General features: G+C 64.6%; 13 protein-coding genes. 4 read left to right on the top strand and 9 right to left on the bottom strand.

The window, feature by feature from the left end; genetic code table 11:
• Nucleotides 1–120: 120 nt before the first annotated feature.
• A complete protein-coding gene (gene dadA / locus OEG79_RS19890; protein ID WP_264146657.1) occupies nucleotides 121–1,419 on the bottom strand; it encodes a D-amino acid dehydrogenase in 1,299 nt (432 codons plus the stop codon).
• Between the two features lie 156 nt (nucleotides 1,420–1,575).
• Here dadA and dadR point away from each other — a divergent pair, with 156 nt between their 5' ends.
• On the top strand, nucleotides 1,576–2,064 hold the full coding sequence (gene dadR / locus OEG79_RS19895) for a transcriptional regulator DadR (protein ID WP_264146658.1): 489 nt from the start codon (nucleotides 1,576–1,578) through the stop codon (nucleotides 2,062–2,064).
• Between the two features lie 28 nt (nucleotides 2,065–2,092).
• Here dadR and OEG79_RS19900 read toward each other — a convergent pair whose 3' ends face one another.
• Nucleotides 2,093–2,446, bottom strand: coding sequence for a YkgJ family cysteine cluster protein (locus tag OEG79_RS19900; RefSeq protein ID WP_264146659.1), 354 nt, complete (start codon nucleotides 2,444–2,446; stop codon nucleotides 2,093–2,095).
• 164 nt (nucleotides 2,447–2,610) lie between these two features.
• Between OEG79_RS19900 and OEG79_RS19905 the strand changes: the two genes are divergently transcribed.
• Nucleotides 2,611–3,924 (top strand): NAD(P)/FAD-dependent oxidoreductase, encoded by a 1,314-nt coding sequence (locus OEG79_RS19905; RefSeq protein ID WP_264146660.1) that lies wholly within the window; start codon nucleotides 2,611–2,613, stop codon nucleotides 3,922–3,924.
• A gap of 29 nt (nucleotides 3,925–3,953) precedes the next feature.
• Here OEG79_RS19905 and OEG79_RS19910 read toward each other — a convergent pair whose 3' ends face one another.
• Nucleotides 3,954–4,178: a DUF1127 domain-containing protein gene (locus OEG79_RS19910; RefSeq protein ID WP_264146661.1), complete on the bottom strand. Its 225-nt coding sequence runs from the start codon at nucleotides 4,176–4,178 to the stop codon at nucleotides 3,954–3,956.
• 184 nt (nucleotides 4,179–4,362) lie between these two features.
• Between OEG79_RS19910 and OEG79_RS19915 the strand changes: the two genes are divergently transcribed.
• A complete protein-coding gene (locus tag OEG79_RS19915) occupies nucleotides 4,363–5,817 on the top strand; it encodes a PLP-dependent aminotransferase family protein (RefSeq protein WP_264146662.1) in 1,455 nt (484 codons plus the stop codon).
• 6 nt (nucleotides 5,818–5,823) lie between these two features.
• Here the strand turns inward: OEG79_RS19915 and OEG79_RS19920 are convergent, their stop codons facing one another.
• Nucleotides 5,824–6,972: an MFS transporter gene (locus OEG79_RS19920; RefSeq protein WP_264146663.1), complete on the bottom strand. Its 1,149-nt coding sequence runs from the start codon at nucleotides 6,970–6,972 to the stop codon at nucleotides 5,824–5,826.
• Nucleotides 6,973–7,164: 192 nt separating this feature from the next.
• Nucleotides 7,165–8,658 (bottom strand): aldehyde dehydrogenase, encoded by a 1,494-nt coding sequence (locus OEG79_RS19925; RefSeq protein ID WP_264146664.1) that lies wholly within the window; start codon nucleotides 8,656–8,658, stop codon nucleotides 7,165–7,167.
• Between the two features lie 257 nt (nucleotides 8,659–8,915).
• Between OEG79_RS19925 and OEG79_RS19930 the strand changes: the two genes are divergently transcribed.
• The gene (locus tag OEG79_RS19930; RefSeq protein WP_264146665.1) at nucleotides 8,916–9,275 is read left to right on the top strand and encodes a cupin domain-containing protein; all 360 of its coding nucleotides are present in this window, start codon (nucleotides 8,916–8,918) and stop codon (nucleotides 9,273–9,275) included.
• 112 nt (nucleotides 9,276–9,387) lie between these two features.
• Here the strand turns inward: OEG79_RS19930 and OEG79_RS19935 are convergent, their stop codons facing one another.
• The 4 genes from OEG79_RS19935 to gabD all read right to left on the bottom strand — a co-directional run bounded on the left by OEG79_RS19935 (nucleotide 9,388) and on the right by gabD (nucleotide 14,159).
• Nucleotides 9,388–10,527 carry an MFS transporter gene (locus OEG79_RS19935; RefSeq protein ID WP_264146666.1) on the bottom strand — a complete coding sequence of 380 codons (1,140 nt, stop codon included), beginning with the start codon at nucleotides 10,525–10,527 and terminating at the stop codon, nucleotides 9,388–9,390.
• Nucleotides 10,524–11,051: a TetR/AcrR family transcriptional regulator gene (locus tag OEG79_RS19940; protein ID WP_264146667.1), complete on the bottom strand. Its 528-nt coding sequence runs from the start codon at nucleotides 11,049–11,051 to the stop codon at nucleotides 10,524–10,526. The genes OEG79_RS19935 and OEG79_RS19940 overlap by 4 nt, the downstream gene beginning before the upstream one ends.
• Nucleotides 11,052–11,167: 116 nt before the next feature.
• Nucleotides 11,168–12,448, bottom strand: coding sequence for a 4-aminobutyrate--2-oxoglutarate transaminase (gabT, locus tag OEG79_RS19945; protein WP_264146668.1), 1,281 nt, complete (start codon nucleotides 12,446–12,448; stop codon nucleotides 11,168–11,170).
• A 259-nt stretch (nucleotides 12,449–12,707) separates the two neighbouring features.
• Nucleotides 12,708–14,159 carry an NADP-dependent succinate-semialdehyde dehydrogenase gene (gabD, locus tag OEG79_RS19950; protein ID WP_264146669.1) on the bottom strand — a complete coding sequence of 484 codons (1,452 nt, stop codon included), beginning with the start codon at nucleotides 14,157–14,159 and terminating at the stop codon, nucleotides 12,708–12,710.
• Nucleotides 14,160–14,478 lie beyond the last annotated feature (319 nt).

Here is a 14,478-nt window from a genome sequence, read left to right on the forward strand (position 1 = left end):
GAAGCCGTCTCCTGGTCGGTACAGCGAGCCTTCATGGCTGGCGAGGTTGCGCTTGCGCGCAGGCACTGGCCGACAGGCCAGTACCGGGCAGATGGGTTCTGGGGCGAACACCCCGGCCGATCAGTGGGCGGGGGCGGTGTGCTGCAGGTCGGGCTGACGGACGCTGGAGCCGTAACGGGAAATATCCAGCCCCTCGGCGCTGATCTGCGGGCGCTTGTTGGCCATCAGATCGGCCAGGAAACGGCCCGAGCCGCAGGCCATGGTCCAACCGAGCGTGCCGTGCCCGGTGTTGAGGAACAGGTTACGGAAGGCGGTGCCGCCCACGATGGGTGTGCCATCGGGTGTGGCCGGACGCAGACCGGTCCAGAAATCGGCGCGCTGCAGATCGCCGCCCTCAGGGTAGAGGTCGGAGGTGATCATTTCCAGGGTTTCGCGACGACGCGGGTTGAGCGACAGATCGAAACCGGCGATCTCGGCCATGCCGCCGACGCGGATGCGACCGTCGAAACGGGTGATGGCGACCTTGTAGGTTTCGTCGAGGATGGTCGAGGTCGGTGCCATGTCCGGGTTGGTGATCGGCACCGTCAGCGAGTAACCCTTGAGCGGATATACCGGAGCGCGGATGCCCAGCGGCTTGAGCAGCTGCGGGCTGTAGCTGCCGAGCGCCAGCACGTAGCGATCAGCGGTTTCCAGCTTGCCGTCGATCCACACGCCGTTGATGCGGTCGCCCACGGCGTCCAGGCGCTGGATGTTCTGGCCGAAACGGAACTCGACGCCGAGCGCCTTGGCCATGTCCGCCAGTTTGGTGGTGAACATCTGGCAGTCGCCGGTCTGATCGTTGGGCAGGCGCAGGGCACCGGCCAGCTTGTGCTTGACGCCGGCCAGGGCCGGTTCGACGCGGACGATACCGTCGCGGTCGAGCAGCTCGAAAGGTACGCCGGAGGCTTCCAGTACGGCGATGTCCTTGGCGGCGGCATCGACCTGAGCCTGGGTGCGGAACAGCTGGGTGGTGCCGAGCTGACGGCCTTCATAGCTGATACCGGTCTCGGCACGCAGCTCATCGAGGCAATCGCGGCTGTACTCGGACAGGCGCACCATGCGTTCCTTGTTGATCGCATAGCGGCTGGCAGTGCAGTTGCGCAGCATCTGCGCCATCCACAGGTACTGGTCGACATCGCCGGTAGCCTTGATCGCCAGCGGGGCGTGCTTCTGCAACAGCCACTTGATGGCCTTCAGCGGCACACCCGGCGCCGCCCAGGGCGAAGCGTAGCCCGGAGAAACCTGGCCGGCGTTGGCGAAGCTGGTTTCCAGCGCCGGGCCGTTCTGACGGTCGACGACCACCACCTCGAAGCCCTGGCGAGCAAGGTAGTAAGCACTCGCGGTACCAATCACACCGCTGCCGAGAACCAGAACACGCATGTTTTTCTCCCCGCCGCGCCCAGGGCGCGTGCGTTACAGGCCATTGTTGTTGATAGCCGAAGTATAGGAAGAGCAACGCAGTGCTTTTCACCATATACACAGCTATATTTGGCGAGAATTCTTGGCAAAAAGCCGTTTTGTAGAGGCGGATTCCCCATGAGAACCCAGCATCAAAGCCGTCGCGAACTGGACAAGATCGACCGCAACATCCTCCGTATCCTGCAGGAGGACGGGCGTATCAGCTTTACCGAGCTGGGCGAGCGCGTGGGGCTGTCGACCACGCCCTGCACCGAACGCGTACGCCGCCTGGAGCGCGAAGGCATCATCATGGGCTACCACGCCCGCCTCAATCCGCAGCACCTCAAGGCCAGCCTGCTGGTGTTCGTCGAAATCAGCCTGGACTACAAGTCCGGCGACACCTTCGAGGATTTCCGCCGCGCCGTGCTCAAGCTGCCGCACGTGCTGGAGTGCCATCTGGTATCCGGCGACTTCGACTATCTGGTGAAGGCGCGCATCAACGAAATGGCCAGCTACCGCAAGCTGCTCGGCGACATCCTGCTCAAGCTGCCGCACGTCCGCGAGTCGAAGAGCTACATCGTCATGGAAGAAGTGAAGGAGAGCCTGGCACTACCGGTGCCGGAGTGAGCGCACGCTGAGGCGAATCGCGCCGCCCCTACACCAGGCGTTGCCGGGTCGTGGCGATCAGGCGGTGCACCTGGCGCTCGACAGCAGGCTCAACAGGCTGCTCCGGCCCGCGGCCGTGGGGGCATCGCAGATTCGGCGTGGTGCCGAACAGACGACAGATCAGCGGGCGCTGGTCATACACCGTGCAACCCTCCGGGCCCAGGTGCACGCAGTTGTACTCGGCCAGCGCCGCATCATGCTCGGCGTCGCTCTTGACCGGCAGGCGCGCCAGCTCCTCGGACGACGCCGTAACCGGGCCACAGCAGTCGTGGCAACCGGGCACGCAGTCGAAACGTGGAATCTGTCGGCGCAGGTGGTCGATCTTGCGGTCGGTGCAGCTCATCTCAGGCCGTCCTCAACTTATGCCGGCAGTTTACTGCTCCGGATGAAAAGCACATGCCGCCTGCAGCTCAGGATCGGCTTTTTTCTGCCCTGCTCTTGGCGTCACACGGATTGCACGCTTATGCTGCGTTTAATTTTCCACACAACAAAATCAGGATTTCGCACATGAACGCCCGCGTTCACCAGCCCGTCCACAGCTCCCAGCACGCCGCCTCCTACTATGCCGCCAGCGTCAATCGTCAGCAGGCCTATCCGCCCCTCGCCGGTGAAGTGGTCGTGGACGTGTGCGTCGTCGGTGGTGGTTTCAGCGGTCTGAATACCGCCATCGAGCTGGCCCAGAAGGGGCTGACGGTGGCATTGCTGGAAGCGCGCAAGATCGGCTGGGGCGCCAGCGGTCGCAATGGCGGGCAGCTGATTCGTGGGGTCGGCCATGATGTCGAACAGTTCGAACCGATAGTCGGCAAGGACGGCGTGCGCCAGTTCAAGCTGATGGGCCTGGAGGCCGTCGAGATCGTGCGCAGCCGCGTCGAACAGTTTCGCATCGACTGCGACCTGACCTGGGGCTACTGCGACCTGGCCAACAAGCCGGAGCACATGGATGGCTTCGCCGAGGACAAGGCCGAGCTGGAAAGCCTCGGCTATCGCCATGAGATGCGCATGGTGCTGCGCGAGCGCATCCATGAAGTGGTCGGATCCGACAACTATCACGGCGCCATGATCGACATGGGCTCGGGCCACCTGCACCCGCTCAATCTGGCGCTCGGCGAAGCGGCAGCCGCCCAGTCACTGGGCGTGCAGCTGTTCGAGGAGTCGCCGGTAACCGGCATCGACTATGGCAACGAAGTGAGGGTGCATACCGCCACCGGCCAGGTACGCGCCAAGTACCTGGTGCTGGCCTGCAACGCCTATATCAATGACCTCAACCCGACGCTGAGCGGCAAGGTACTGCCCGCCGGCAGCTATATCATCGCCACCGAGCAGCTGTCCGCGGAACAGGCGCAGCAACTGATTCCGCAGAACATGGCACTGTGCGACCAGCGCGTGACAGTTGACTACTACCGCCTTTCGGCCGACCGCCGCCTGCTGTTCGGCGGTGCCTGCCACTATTCGGGACGCGACCCGGCCGACATCGCCGCCTACATGCGGCCGAAGATGCTCAAGGTATTCCCGCAACTGGCCAACGCGCGCATCGACTATCAGTGGGGCGGTATGATTGGTATCGGTGCCAACCGCCTGCCGCAAATCGGCCGCCTCAAGGACCAGCCCAATGTGTTCCATGCCCAGGCCTACGCGGGGCACGGCGTCAATGCCACGCACCTGGCCGGCAAGCTGCTTGCCGAGGCCATCGCCGGGCAGGAAAGCCGCGGCTTCGACCTGTTCGCCCAGGTCCCGCACATGACCTTCCCCGGCGGCAAGCACCTGCGCTCGCCGCTGCTGGCACTGGGAATGGCCTGGCACCGGCTGAAAGAGCTGCTATAGGTCGGCACAGGGTCAAGCCTGCGCTCAGCCTATAGCTTCCAGAACGGCAGATTCGCCTCACGCTCGGCCTGGGCGCGATTCAGACCGATATCGCGCAGCTGCTGGTCGCCGAGCTTGCGCAGCGCGCGGCGCGTACTCAGGCGACGCCAGAAAGCCGGCCAGTTGCGGCCGAAGTAGCGAGCCTCACCCTCGTGCGGCGCTGCCTCTGCCCACTCGCCCAGCGCCGCGAAATCTGTCTTGCTGCATCCGCTCATGGCTGCTCTCCCGTTGTCTTCTGTCATGGGAGATCAGCATGCCTTCGCGATGAAATGCATGACAGATTCAAAAAACTCTTATTTACTCCATACAGATACCGCCGTTTTTCCCCTGAATGGTGTTTTTCACGGCGATCTGTATTGGTTCCAACCCATACACCCTGCGCAACAGCGGGAGACTGTCATGACGCTCTATCTGAACCTGGCCGAACTGCTCGGCACCCGCATCGAGCATGGGCTCTACCGCCCAGGCGACCGCCTGCCCTCGATACGCAGCCTGAGCCAGGAACACGGCGTCAGCCTGAGCACCGTACAGCAGGCCTACCGCCACCTCGAAGACTTGGGGCTGGCCGCGCCGAAACCGAAGTCCGGATACTTCGTGCCGCTGGGACGGCAGATGCCCGCTCTGCCCCAGATCAGCCGCGCGGCGCAGCGACCGGTGGAAGTCTCGCAGTGGGATCACGTGCTGGAACTGATCAGCAGCTCACCGCAGCACGACATGCTGCAGTTGGGCCGTGGCCGACCGGATATCGGCAGCCCGACACTCAAGCCTCTGCTACGCAATCTGTCGCGCCAGGCGCGCCGGCAGGACCCGGACGTGCTGACCTATGGCGGCATTCGCGGCGACCTGCGCCTGCGTGAGCAGATCGCCCGCCTGATGCTCGATTCAGGCTGCCAGCTGACTGCCGAGGACCTGGTGGTCACCACCGGCTGCCACGAAGCGCTTTCAGCGGCGGTACGCGCCATCTGCCAGCCCGGCGACATCGTCGCGGTCGACTCGCCGAGCTTCCATGGCGTCATGCAGGCGCTCAAGGGCTTCGGCATGAAAGCGCTGGAGCTGCCCACCGACCCGCTCACCGGGATCAACCTCGACGCCCTGGAAATGGCTCTGGAGCAGTGGCCGATCAAGGCCATTCAACTGACGCCCAACTGCAACAACCCGCTCGGCTACATCATGCCCGACGCCAACAAGCGCGCACTGATCGCCCTGGCGCAGCGCTTCGACGTGGCCATCATCGAGGACGACGTGTACGCCGACCTCGCCTACAGCTACCCGCGCCCGCGCAGCATCAAATCCTACGACGAGGATGGCCGCGTGCTGTTCTGCAGCTCCTTCTCCAAGACCCTGGCGCCAGGCCTGCGGGTCGGCTGGATTGCCCCCGGTCGCTATCTGGAGCAGGTGGTGCACATGAAGTACCTAGGCACCGGCAGCACCGCGCAACTGCCGCAACTGGCGCTGGCCGAGTACCTCAGGGACGGACATTACGAACCGCACCTGCGGCGCATGCGCGCGCAGTACCTGCGCAGTCGCGATCTGATGGTGGACTGGGTCAGCCGCTACTTCCCCGCCGGCACGCGGGTCAGCCGTCCGCAGGGCAGCTTCATGCTCTGGGCAGAGATGCCGCAGGGCTTCGACAGCCAGAAGCTCAACCGCGCGCTGCTGCCGCACAAGATCCAGATTGCGCCGGGCAGCATCTTTTCGGCGGCCGGCAAGTACCGCAACTGCATCCGCCTCAACTACGCCGAGCCGCCGAGCGAGGTGATCGAGGCGGCGGTGAAGCAGATCGGCGCAACCATCGCCGAGCTGATCGAGGAGGCCGACCTGCAGCAGACCGGGGCCCCGGGGCAAGAACGCTGAGGCCGCTCAGGAACGCGCCGCGTCCATCTCGCTGAAGGCGCTGCGCTTGCTCGCCAGGATGATGAACACCAGCGCACCGGTGGCCATCATCAGCGGCAGCGCATGGCCGCTCAGCCACTGGCTGACGGCGCCGGTGGTCAGCGGCCCGATCAGGCAGCCCAGCCCCCACAGCTGGGCGACATGGGCATTGGCGCGCACCAGCTCGTCGTCGCGGTAACGCTCGCCGATCATGATCAGCGACAAGGTGAACAGGCCGCCGGCACTGGCGCCGAAGGCCACCAGCACCGGCCAGATCAGCGGTGTGTGCAGCAACGCCGGAATGGCCAGGCTGGACACCAGCAGCACGACACCACAGCCACGGAACAGCAACTGCCGCGACATGCGATCGGCCAGCCAGCCAATGGGCAGCTGCAGCACCGCGTCACCGACCACCACCACGCTGACCATGAACAGCGCCACTTCCTGAGTGAAGCCCTGGCGCAGGCCATAGATCGGCAACAGGGTCAGCATCATCGCCTCGAAGGCGGCAAACAGCATCACTGCCCAGGCGATCGCCGGCAGCTTGCGACAGAACACCAGCAACCCGCGCCCCGAGGCGCTGTGTGCATCCACCTGGGGTGCGCCGGTACGCCCGAGCAGAATCAGCGAACCACCGACCAGCAGGCATACACCCGTCCAGAAGCCACGGTCGGTCGCCGTACCGAGCGCCGTCAGCAGCAGTGGCCCGCTGAGCTGGCTGAGGGCATAACCGGTGCCGTACAGCGCCACCAGGCGGCCGCGCCATTTCTCCACGGCAAGCTGGTTGATCCAGCTTTCGCCAAGGATGAACACCACGGTCAGCGCCACACCGATGAACAGGCGCAGGCCCACCCACACCGCATAGTTCTGCACCAGCGCCAGCGCTGCGACCGACAACGCGCCCAGCAGCAGACACAGCTGCATCAGCAGGGTGGTACCGAAACGCGCGGCCAGGCGCCCCGCCAGCAAGGCACCGAGCAGCACGCCGACGGCTGGCGTCGCCGCCATCACGCCGATGGCGAAGGAGTCGTAGCCCCAGCTTTCCAGGCGCAGCGACACCAGCGGCATGGTCACGCCCAGCGCCAGGCCGATGCTGATGACCGCGGCGCAGACGGCAAAGTAGGTACCCCAACGCATTGGTGAATTCCTTGGCTGACGAGCTACTGCAAAGACAACGGCCGGGTTCCTCGGGAACCCGGCCGTAGGTTTCGGGAGCGAGGTAGCCGGCAGTTTCGCTGCGCTCTCGGCCCTCTCCCCCAGCCCCTCTCCCATAAATGGGAGAGGGGAGCCGATCACCTGGCCGACGACCAGGAGATCGCCCCGCTATCGTTACAGCTTGATCCAGGTGGCCTTCAGCTCGGTGTACTTGTCGAACGCGTGCAAAGACTTGTCGCGGCCGTTGCCGGACTGCTTGAAGCCGCCGAACGGCGCGGTCATGTCGCCACCATCGTACTGGTTGATCCACACGCTGCCGGCGCGCAGCGCCTTGCCCACCAGATGCGCGCGCGACAGGTTGCTGGTCCACACCGCTGCGGCCAGGCCGTAGATGGTGTCGTTGGCAATGGCGATGGCTTCGTCCTGATCATCGAAACCGATTACCGACAGCACCGGACCGAAGATCTCTTCCTTGGCGATGCGCATGGCGTTGTTCACCCCGTCGAAGATGGTCGGCTCGACATAGGTGCCGCCGGTCTCTTCCATCACCCGTTTGCCGCCGGCCACCAGCTTGGCGCCGTCGTCATGGCCGGCCTGGATGTAGTTCAGCACCTGGTTCATCTGGGTGGTGTCGACCAGCGCACCGACGTTGGTTTCCGGGTCCAGCGGATTACCCGGTTTCCAGGCCTTGATCGCCTCGACCACCATGGGCACGAACTTGTCCTTGATCGAGTTTTCCACCAGCAGGCGCGAGCCGGCGGTGCACACTTCACCCTGGTTGAAGGCGATGGCGCTGGCGGCAGACTCGGCAGCAGCCTGCAGATCAGGCGCATCGGCGAAGACGATGTTCGGGCTCTTGCCTCCGGCTTCCAGCCAGACGCGCTTCATGTTCGATTCGCCGGCGTAGATCATCAGCTGCTTGGCAATCTTGGTGGAACCGGTGAACACCAGGGTATCGACGTCCATGTGCAGGGCCAGGGCCTTGCCCACGGTGTGACCGAAACCCGGCAGCACGTTGAACACGCCGGCCGGGATACCAGCCTCGATGGCCAGCCTGGCGATGCGGATGCCGGTCAGCGGCGACTTCTCGGAAGGCTTGAGGATGATCGAGTTGCCGGTGGCCAGCGCCGGACCGAGCTTCCAGCAGGACATCAGCAGCGGGAAGTTCCACGGCACGATGGCGGCGACCACGCCCACTGGCTCGCGGGTGACCAGGCCGAGCTGATCGTGAGGGGTGGCAGCGACTTCGTCATAGACCTTGTCGATGGCCTCGCCGCTCCAGCGGATGGCGTTGGCCGCGCTGCCCACGTCGATGTTCAGCGAATCGCTGATCGGCTTGCCCATGTCCAGGGTTTCCAGCAGGGCCAGCTCTTCGCCATGCTCTTCGATCAGCTCGGCGAAGCGGATCATCACCTTCTTGCGCTGGGCCGGAGCCATGCGCGACCACACGCCGGAGTCGAAGGTGGCGCGGGCGTCCTTTACCGCTAGTTCGGCGTCGGCCTGATCACAGCTGGCGACCAGGCCGAGCAGGCGACCGTCGACCGGGCTGATGCACTCGAAGGTGGCACCGGACTCGGCATCACGATATTCGCCGTGGACGAAGGCGCGGGTTTCGATGGTCAGGGTCTTGGCACGCTGCTCCCAGTCGCTGCGGGTCAGGCTAGTCATTCCGGCATCCTCTCAATGGGGTGGAAGCGGCGCCGGCATGGGCGCGCGCTGTCAATAATTCTGCAAGGCCAGACCGCTGGCCAAATACTGTTCGCCACACTAAACCAGCTCACTGGGGCTTTTCAATATTTTTGACAAAGCCAAGTAAAAGCCCTTGTCATGTTCGTTATATTAAACATAGACTTCAGGCGCACAATGCCCGGCGCGGCCTTGCCAGCCGGGCGATTGCCGTCATCCGACCGTTATGGAAAAGCCAGATGAACATTGCACAGATCGTCGACTTCGCCCAGGCCGGAACGGCCGCCGAACACTACCGTCCCGCTGCGGAAAAAGTACTCAAGGGAGACCCCGAGCAGAGCGTACGCAACCACTACAGCAGCCCCTGCGGCCAGTTCAGCACCGGCATCTGGGAAGGCGCAGTGGGCCAGTGGACGGTGAACTACACCGAACACGAGTACTGCGAGATCCTCCAGGGCGTGTCCGTGCTGCGTGATGCCGACGGCAATGCCAAGACCGTACGCGCCGGCGACCGCTTCGTGATTCCCGCCGGTTTTTCCGGCACCTGGGAAGTGCTGGAAGCCTGCCGCAAGGTCTACGTGATCTTCGAGCCCAAGTAGGCACCTGACCCCGAGCCGTACGGACAGGTTCCCGGCTCGCCGAATCCTGTTGTTGCTTGTCATCCTTCGACCCGCCTCGCGCGGGTCTTTTTCTGCTTCTGCGCGCTGGGGGTCAGCGCGCTGGCACCGTCTCGATCACGGCAGATCGCATGGTGCCTGCCGCCAGCGCCAGCAGCGCGAAGAGCACGACGGCATGCGTCAGGCTCAGCCAGCTCGCCAGAACGCCGAAGACCGGCGCGCCCAATGTCTGGCCAACGGCAATGCCAAGAAAGGCGATGGTCAGCCCGGTAGCTGGGCGCTCGGACAATACAGCCACGCCCCAGACCAGATAGATGCCGCTCAGGGTGATGTAGGCTGCGCCAAACAGCGCACCACCCAGTAGAGCCAGCGCCGGCACGCCGGCCAGGCCCACGAGGACGATGGCCGCCGCTAGTGCAGCCAGGCACAGACGGTGCGCCCAGTCGATGCCCAGCCTGGCGACCAGATAACCAGCGCCGGCACCGGCGATCCCGGCAGCGCCGATCACCACCCAGAGCAATCCGGCCCCAGCGCTCTGCCATCCCAGACGTTGCGCCACGATCTCGCTGCCGAACGACCACAAGGCCGTGCTGGCCGCGCCCATCAGCAGGGACGCCGCCACCAGCCGCTTCAAGGTGGCGCTGAACAGCGCAGTCCCAGCGTGAGCCTGCACAGACGGCACGGAGGTACGCGGCACATGCAAAACCGTGAGCACCGCCAGGATGCATGCCGCGGCGGCGAACAAACCGTAGGCCAGCCGCCACTCGGCGCCGAACATGAGAGCAACCGGGCCGGAGAGAATCACACCTGCGCTGGTGCCGGCGTTGATCAGGGTATTGGTGCCATCCTGGCGTTGCGGCTCGATGATCGCAGCCACTGCCGCGGCCATGGGCGGCGAAGCCAGCCCCGTGCTCACACCCGCGAGCAGCACCGCAGCGGCGAGCCAGAACGCCGACGGCGCGAGGGCGACTCCGAGCATACCGAGCATGGCGATAGATGCGGCAGCGAACGCGACGGCACGCGCGCCGAGACGCTCGGTCAGTTGCGCGGCGACAACGATGGCGAGGCAGTAGCCAAGAAAGGAGCCTCCGGCGATCAGGCCGCCCACGGCGTCCGGCAGAGCGAGATCAGCATCGATCTGCGGCAGGAACAGACCGAAAGCGAAACGGGCGAAGCCGTAGCACACCGCGATCAGGCCGAAACCCGTGACACCGAGGTGCCATTCGCGGGTCACGCCCGCCCCCGCAGGGTCAGCAGGGTCGCCGCGCGCCCCGCCGTGGCCACCGCCGCCGGGCCGCGGTAGCTGGCCGCGGCCGTCGCTCCTTCGAAGAGAAGGACCACCTGCTCGACCAGTTCCTCATCGGCGCTGGCGCCCAACTGACGGGCGAGAATCCGCCTAACCGTGTCGCTGAAGCGCATCTTGTACAACGCCACCGCCTCCGAGACTTCCGGCAGGACCGTGCCGAGTTCGCCCTGGGCTCGCAGGAACAGGCAGCCACGCGCTCCTTCCTCGCCCATCCATCTGGCCAGTGCATCGAACAGTGCTTCGACGCTATCCAACTCCAGGCGCTGCAGGAAGCGCTGCCCACGCGTCATCAGCACGGCCGCGATCAGCTCGTTCTTGCTGCCGGCATGCTTGTACAGCGTGCGGCTGGACATCCCGGCAGCTTGCGCCAGACGGTCCATGCCGGTTGCATTGAAGCCGTGACGGTCGAACAACTCTTCGGCCACAGCGATTAGTTTTGCGTCGATACTCATGCGACAAAGGTAAAACGATGATTTTACCTCGTCAGCGATGCATCGAGCCTAGGCAAAAAAAGACCCGCACAAGGCGGGTCTTTTCATCAGCACGCGAAGGCGTGCTGGAATCCGGCTCAGGCCAGCTCGTCGAAGCACTCGGCGACGATGGCGATGCCTTTTTCCAGTTGCGCGTCGGGAATGGTGACGGGCATCAGGAAGCGGATGACGTTGTAGTAGGTGCCGCACGACAGCAGGATCAGGCCCTTCTCGCGCGCACGGGCGACGATCTTGCCTACCAGCTCGGCAGCCGGCTTGCTGTGGTCACCGCCTTCGAACAGCTCGATGGCGACCATCGAACCCAGGCCGCGCACGTCACCGATCACCTTGTGCTTCTCGGCGATCTTGTTCAGGCCGCCTTTCAGCTTCTCGCCGACAGCGTTGGAACGCTCCAGCAGCTTCTCCTCGTCGAACACCTTGAGCACGGCCAGGGCCGCGGCGCAGGCAAGCGGGCTGCCGGCGTAGGTGCCGCCCAGGCCGCCGGGAGCGATGGCGTCCATGATCTCCGCCTTGCCGCACACACCGGAGATCGGGAAGCCGCCACCAACGGACTTGGCGAAGGTGGTCAGATCCGGAACGATGCCCAGTTGCTCGGTGGCGAAGAAGGTACCGGTACGGCCGGCGCCGGTCTGTACTTCGTCAGCGATGAGCATGATGCCGTGCTGGTCGCACAGCGCGCGCAGGCGCTGCATGAACGGCTTGGAGTTGACGTAGAAGCCACCCTCGCCCTGTACCGGCTCGATGATGATCGCGGCGATGTCGCTGGGCTGCGCATCGTTCTTGAAGATGCGCTCGATGCTGGCGATGGACTCGTCTTCGCTGATGCCGTGCAGCGGGCACGGCGCCAGGGCGCGGAAGATGCCACCCGGCATCAGGCCCATGCCGGCGGAGTAAGGCACGACCTTGCCGGTCAGACCCAGGGTCATCATGGTGCGGCCGTGATAGGCGCCGGTGAAGGCGATCACGCCGGCACGGCCAGTGGCGGCGCGGGCGATCTTCACGGCGTTTTCGACGGCTTCGGAGCCGGAGGTGACCAGCAGGGTCTTCTTGGCGAAGTCACCCGGTACGCGCTTGGCGATTTCTTCGCACAGCTCGATGTAGGGCTCGTAGGCTAGGACCTGGAAGCAGGTGTGGCTGAGTTTGCCCAGCTGCTCCTGAACGGCGGCCACCACCTTCGGATGCAGGTGACCGGTGTTCAGCACGGCGATACCGCCGGCGAAGTCGATGTACTCGCGGCCTTCGACGTCCCACACGGTGGCGTTCTCGGCACGCTCGGCGACTACCGGGTGGATCTGGCCGACACCGCGCGGTACGGCGGCAGCACGGCGTTGCAGCAGGGATTCGTTGGTCTTGCTCATGGTGTCCTCATGGTCGTCATCGGGCGGCTCGGTTCAAGGAAATGCCTCTGGAGGTGGTTCGCCGCAGCATACGATGATCGACTGCGTCGGGCCGCCGGAGGCGGGGGAAATTCTGGCTCGCTACGTTCCAGATCAGAACGCTAGGCGCGTCGCGAGCGATGGCCGGGCTAGGCGGCGCAAGCGGGAAAAGCGGAGTTGGCTGTAGCCAATGAGCATTTTCCCGCTTGCGCCAACGACGTCCGGCCGAGTGCAGCAGCGACTAGATGCCGCCCAGGCACATGTACTTGATCTCGAGGTAGTCCTCGATACCGTACTTGGAGCCCTCACGGCCCAGGCCGGAGGCCTTCACGCCGCCGAACGGCGCGACTTCGTTGGAGATCAGGCCGGTGTTGATACCCACCATGCCGTACTCCAGCGCCTCGGCCACGCGGAACACGCGGCCCAGGTCGCGGGCATAGAAGTAGGAGGCCAGGCCGAACTCGGTGTCGTTGGCCATGGCGATGACTTCGGCCTCGTCCTTGAAGCGGAACAGCGGCGCCAGCGGGCCGAAGGTCTCGTCCTTGGACACCAGCGCGTTCTTCGGCACGTCGACCAGAATGGTCGGTTCGAAGAAGGTACCGCCCAGGGCGTGCGGCTTGCCGCCGGTAACCACCCTGGCGCCCTTGCTCACGGCGTCGTCGATGTGTTCCTGGACCTTGGCCACGGCCTTCTCGTCGATCAGCGGGCCGGTGGTGATGCCGTCCTCCAGGCCGTTGCCGATCTTCAGCTTGGCCACGGCGGCCTGCAGCTTCTCGACGAAGGCGTCATAGACACCATCCTGAATGTACAGGCGGTTGGCGCAGACGCAGGTCTGACCGTTGTTGCGGTACTTGGAGATCAGCGCGCCTTCCACGGCGGCATCCAGGTCGGCGTCGTCGAATACGATGAACGGCGCGTTGCCGCCCAGCTCCAGCGAGACCTTCTTGATGTCGTGGGCACATTCGGCCATCAGCTGACGACCGATCTCGGTGGAGCCGGTGAAGGTCAGCTTGCGCACGATCGGATTGCCGGTCAGCTCACCGCCGACTTCGCCGGCGCTGCCGGTAACCACGCTGAACACGCCTTTCGGGATGCCGGCGCGCTCGGCCAGTTCGGCCAGAGCCAGGGCGGAGAACGGGGTTTGCGAAGCGGGCTTGAGCACCATGGTGCAGCCGGCGGCCAGAGCCGGGCCGGCCTTGCGGGTGATCATCGCCGAGGGGAAGTTCCACGGAGTGATGGCGGCGGTAACGCCGATCGGCTGCTTGATCACGATCAGGCGCTTGTCCGGCTGGTGGCCGGGGATGACGTCGCCGTAGACGCGCTTGGCTTCCTCGGCGAACCACTCGATGAAGGAAGCGGCATAGGCGATCTCGCCCTTGGCCTCGGCCAGCGGCTTGCCCTGCTCGGTGGTCATCAGGCGAGCCAGGTCGTCCTGACTGGCCATGATCAATTCGAACCACTTGCGCAGCTTCTGCGCGCGCTCCTTGGCAGTCAGCGCACGCCAGGCCGGCAGGGCCTTCTCGGCTGCCTCGATGGCGCGACGGGTCTCGGCGCGGCCCATCTTCGGAACATGACCGATGATTTCACCGGTAGCCGGGTTGTTCACGGCGATGGTCTGACCGCTGTCGGCATCCAGCCACTGGCCATCGATATAGGCCTGTTGGCGCAGCAGCTGGGGGTCTTTCAGTTGCATGGCAGTCTCCTTCTGTTCCGACACCCGGGCGTCGGCGTAAAGTCGTTGGCGTCACGGACAGAACCCGCAGGGCTTGAAAACACAGCCGTGCGGGGCCTGGTATGGATTCAGAGCCGTTGAACGTGCGGGATTCGGAAACCGAACACGCCGTTTGAAATCTCAAACGAATCCTAGGAGCGGCAACGTCAAAGGGCAATAGCCGAAGGGGCTAAATCGACGAAAAGAATGATAAAAACTTGCGGCAACCGCCTGCCGCCGGTGCGAAAGTGTAAAGTACGTTCGGAATAACGAACGATCATGCGCAATGGACGCTAACCGC

Source organism: Pseudomonas sp. Z8(2022), from assembly GCF_025837155.1.
GTDB lineage: Bacteria > Pseudomonadota > Gammaproteobacteria > Pseudomonadales > Pseudomonadaceae > Aquipseudomonas.

Coding starts and splice junctions, on each gene's coding strand:
- dadA (WP_264146657.1), bottom strand. CDS start 1,419: ATGCGTGTTCTGGTTCTCGGCAGCGGTGTGATTGGTACCGCGAGTGCT.
- dadR (WP_264146658.1), top strand. CDS start 1,576: ATGAGAACCCAGCATCAAAGCCGTCGCGAACTGGACAAGATCGACCGC.
- OEG79_RS19900 (WP_264146659.1), bottom strand. CDS start 2,446: ATGAGCTGCACCGACCGCAAGATCGACCACCTGCGCCGACAGATTCCA.
- OEG79_RS19905 (WP_264146660.1), top strand. CDS start 2,611: ATGAACGCCCGCGTTCACCAGCCCGTCCACAGCTCCCAGCACGCCGCC.
- OEG79_RS19910 (WP_264146661.1), bottom strand. CDS start 4,178: ATGAGCGGATGCAGCAAGACAGATTTCGCGGCGCTGGGCGAGTGGGCA.
- OEG79_RS19915 (WP_264146662.1), top strand. CDS start 4,363: ATGACGCTCTATCTGAACCTGGCCGAACTGCTCGGCACCCGCATCGAG.
- OEG79_RS19920 (WP_264146663.1), bottom strand. CDS start 6,972: ATGCGTTGGGGTACCTACTTTGCCGTCTGCGCCGCGGTCATCAGCATC.
- OEG79_RS19925 (WP_264146664.1), bottom strand. CDS start 8,658: ATGACTAGCCTGACCCGCAGCGACTGGGAGCAGCGTGCCAAGACCCTG.
- OEG79_RS19930 (WP_264146665.1), top strand. CDS start 8,916: ATGAACATTGCACAGATCGTCGACTTCGCCCAGGCCGGAACGGCCGCC.
- OEG79_RS19940 (WP_264146667.1), bottom strand. CDS start 11,051: ATGAGTATCGACGCAAAACTAATCGCTGTGGCCGAAGAGTTGTTCGAC.
- gabT (WP_264146668.1), bottom strand. CDS start 12,448: ATGAGCAAGACCAACGAATCCCTGCTGCAACGCCGTGCTGCCGCCGTA.
- gabD (WP_264146669.1), bottom strand. CDS start 14,159: ATGCAACTGAAAGACCCCCAGCTGCTGCGCCAACAGGCCTATATCGAT.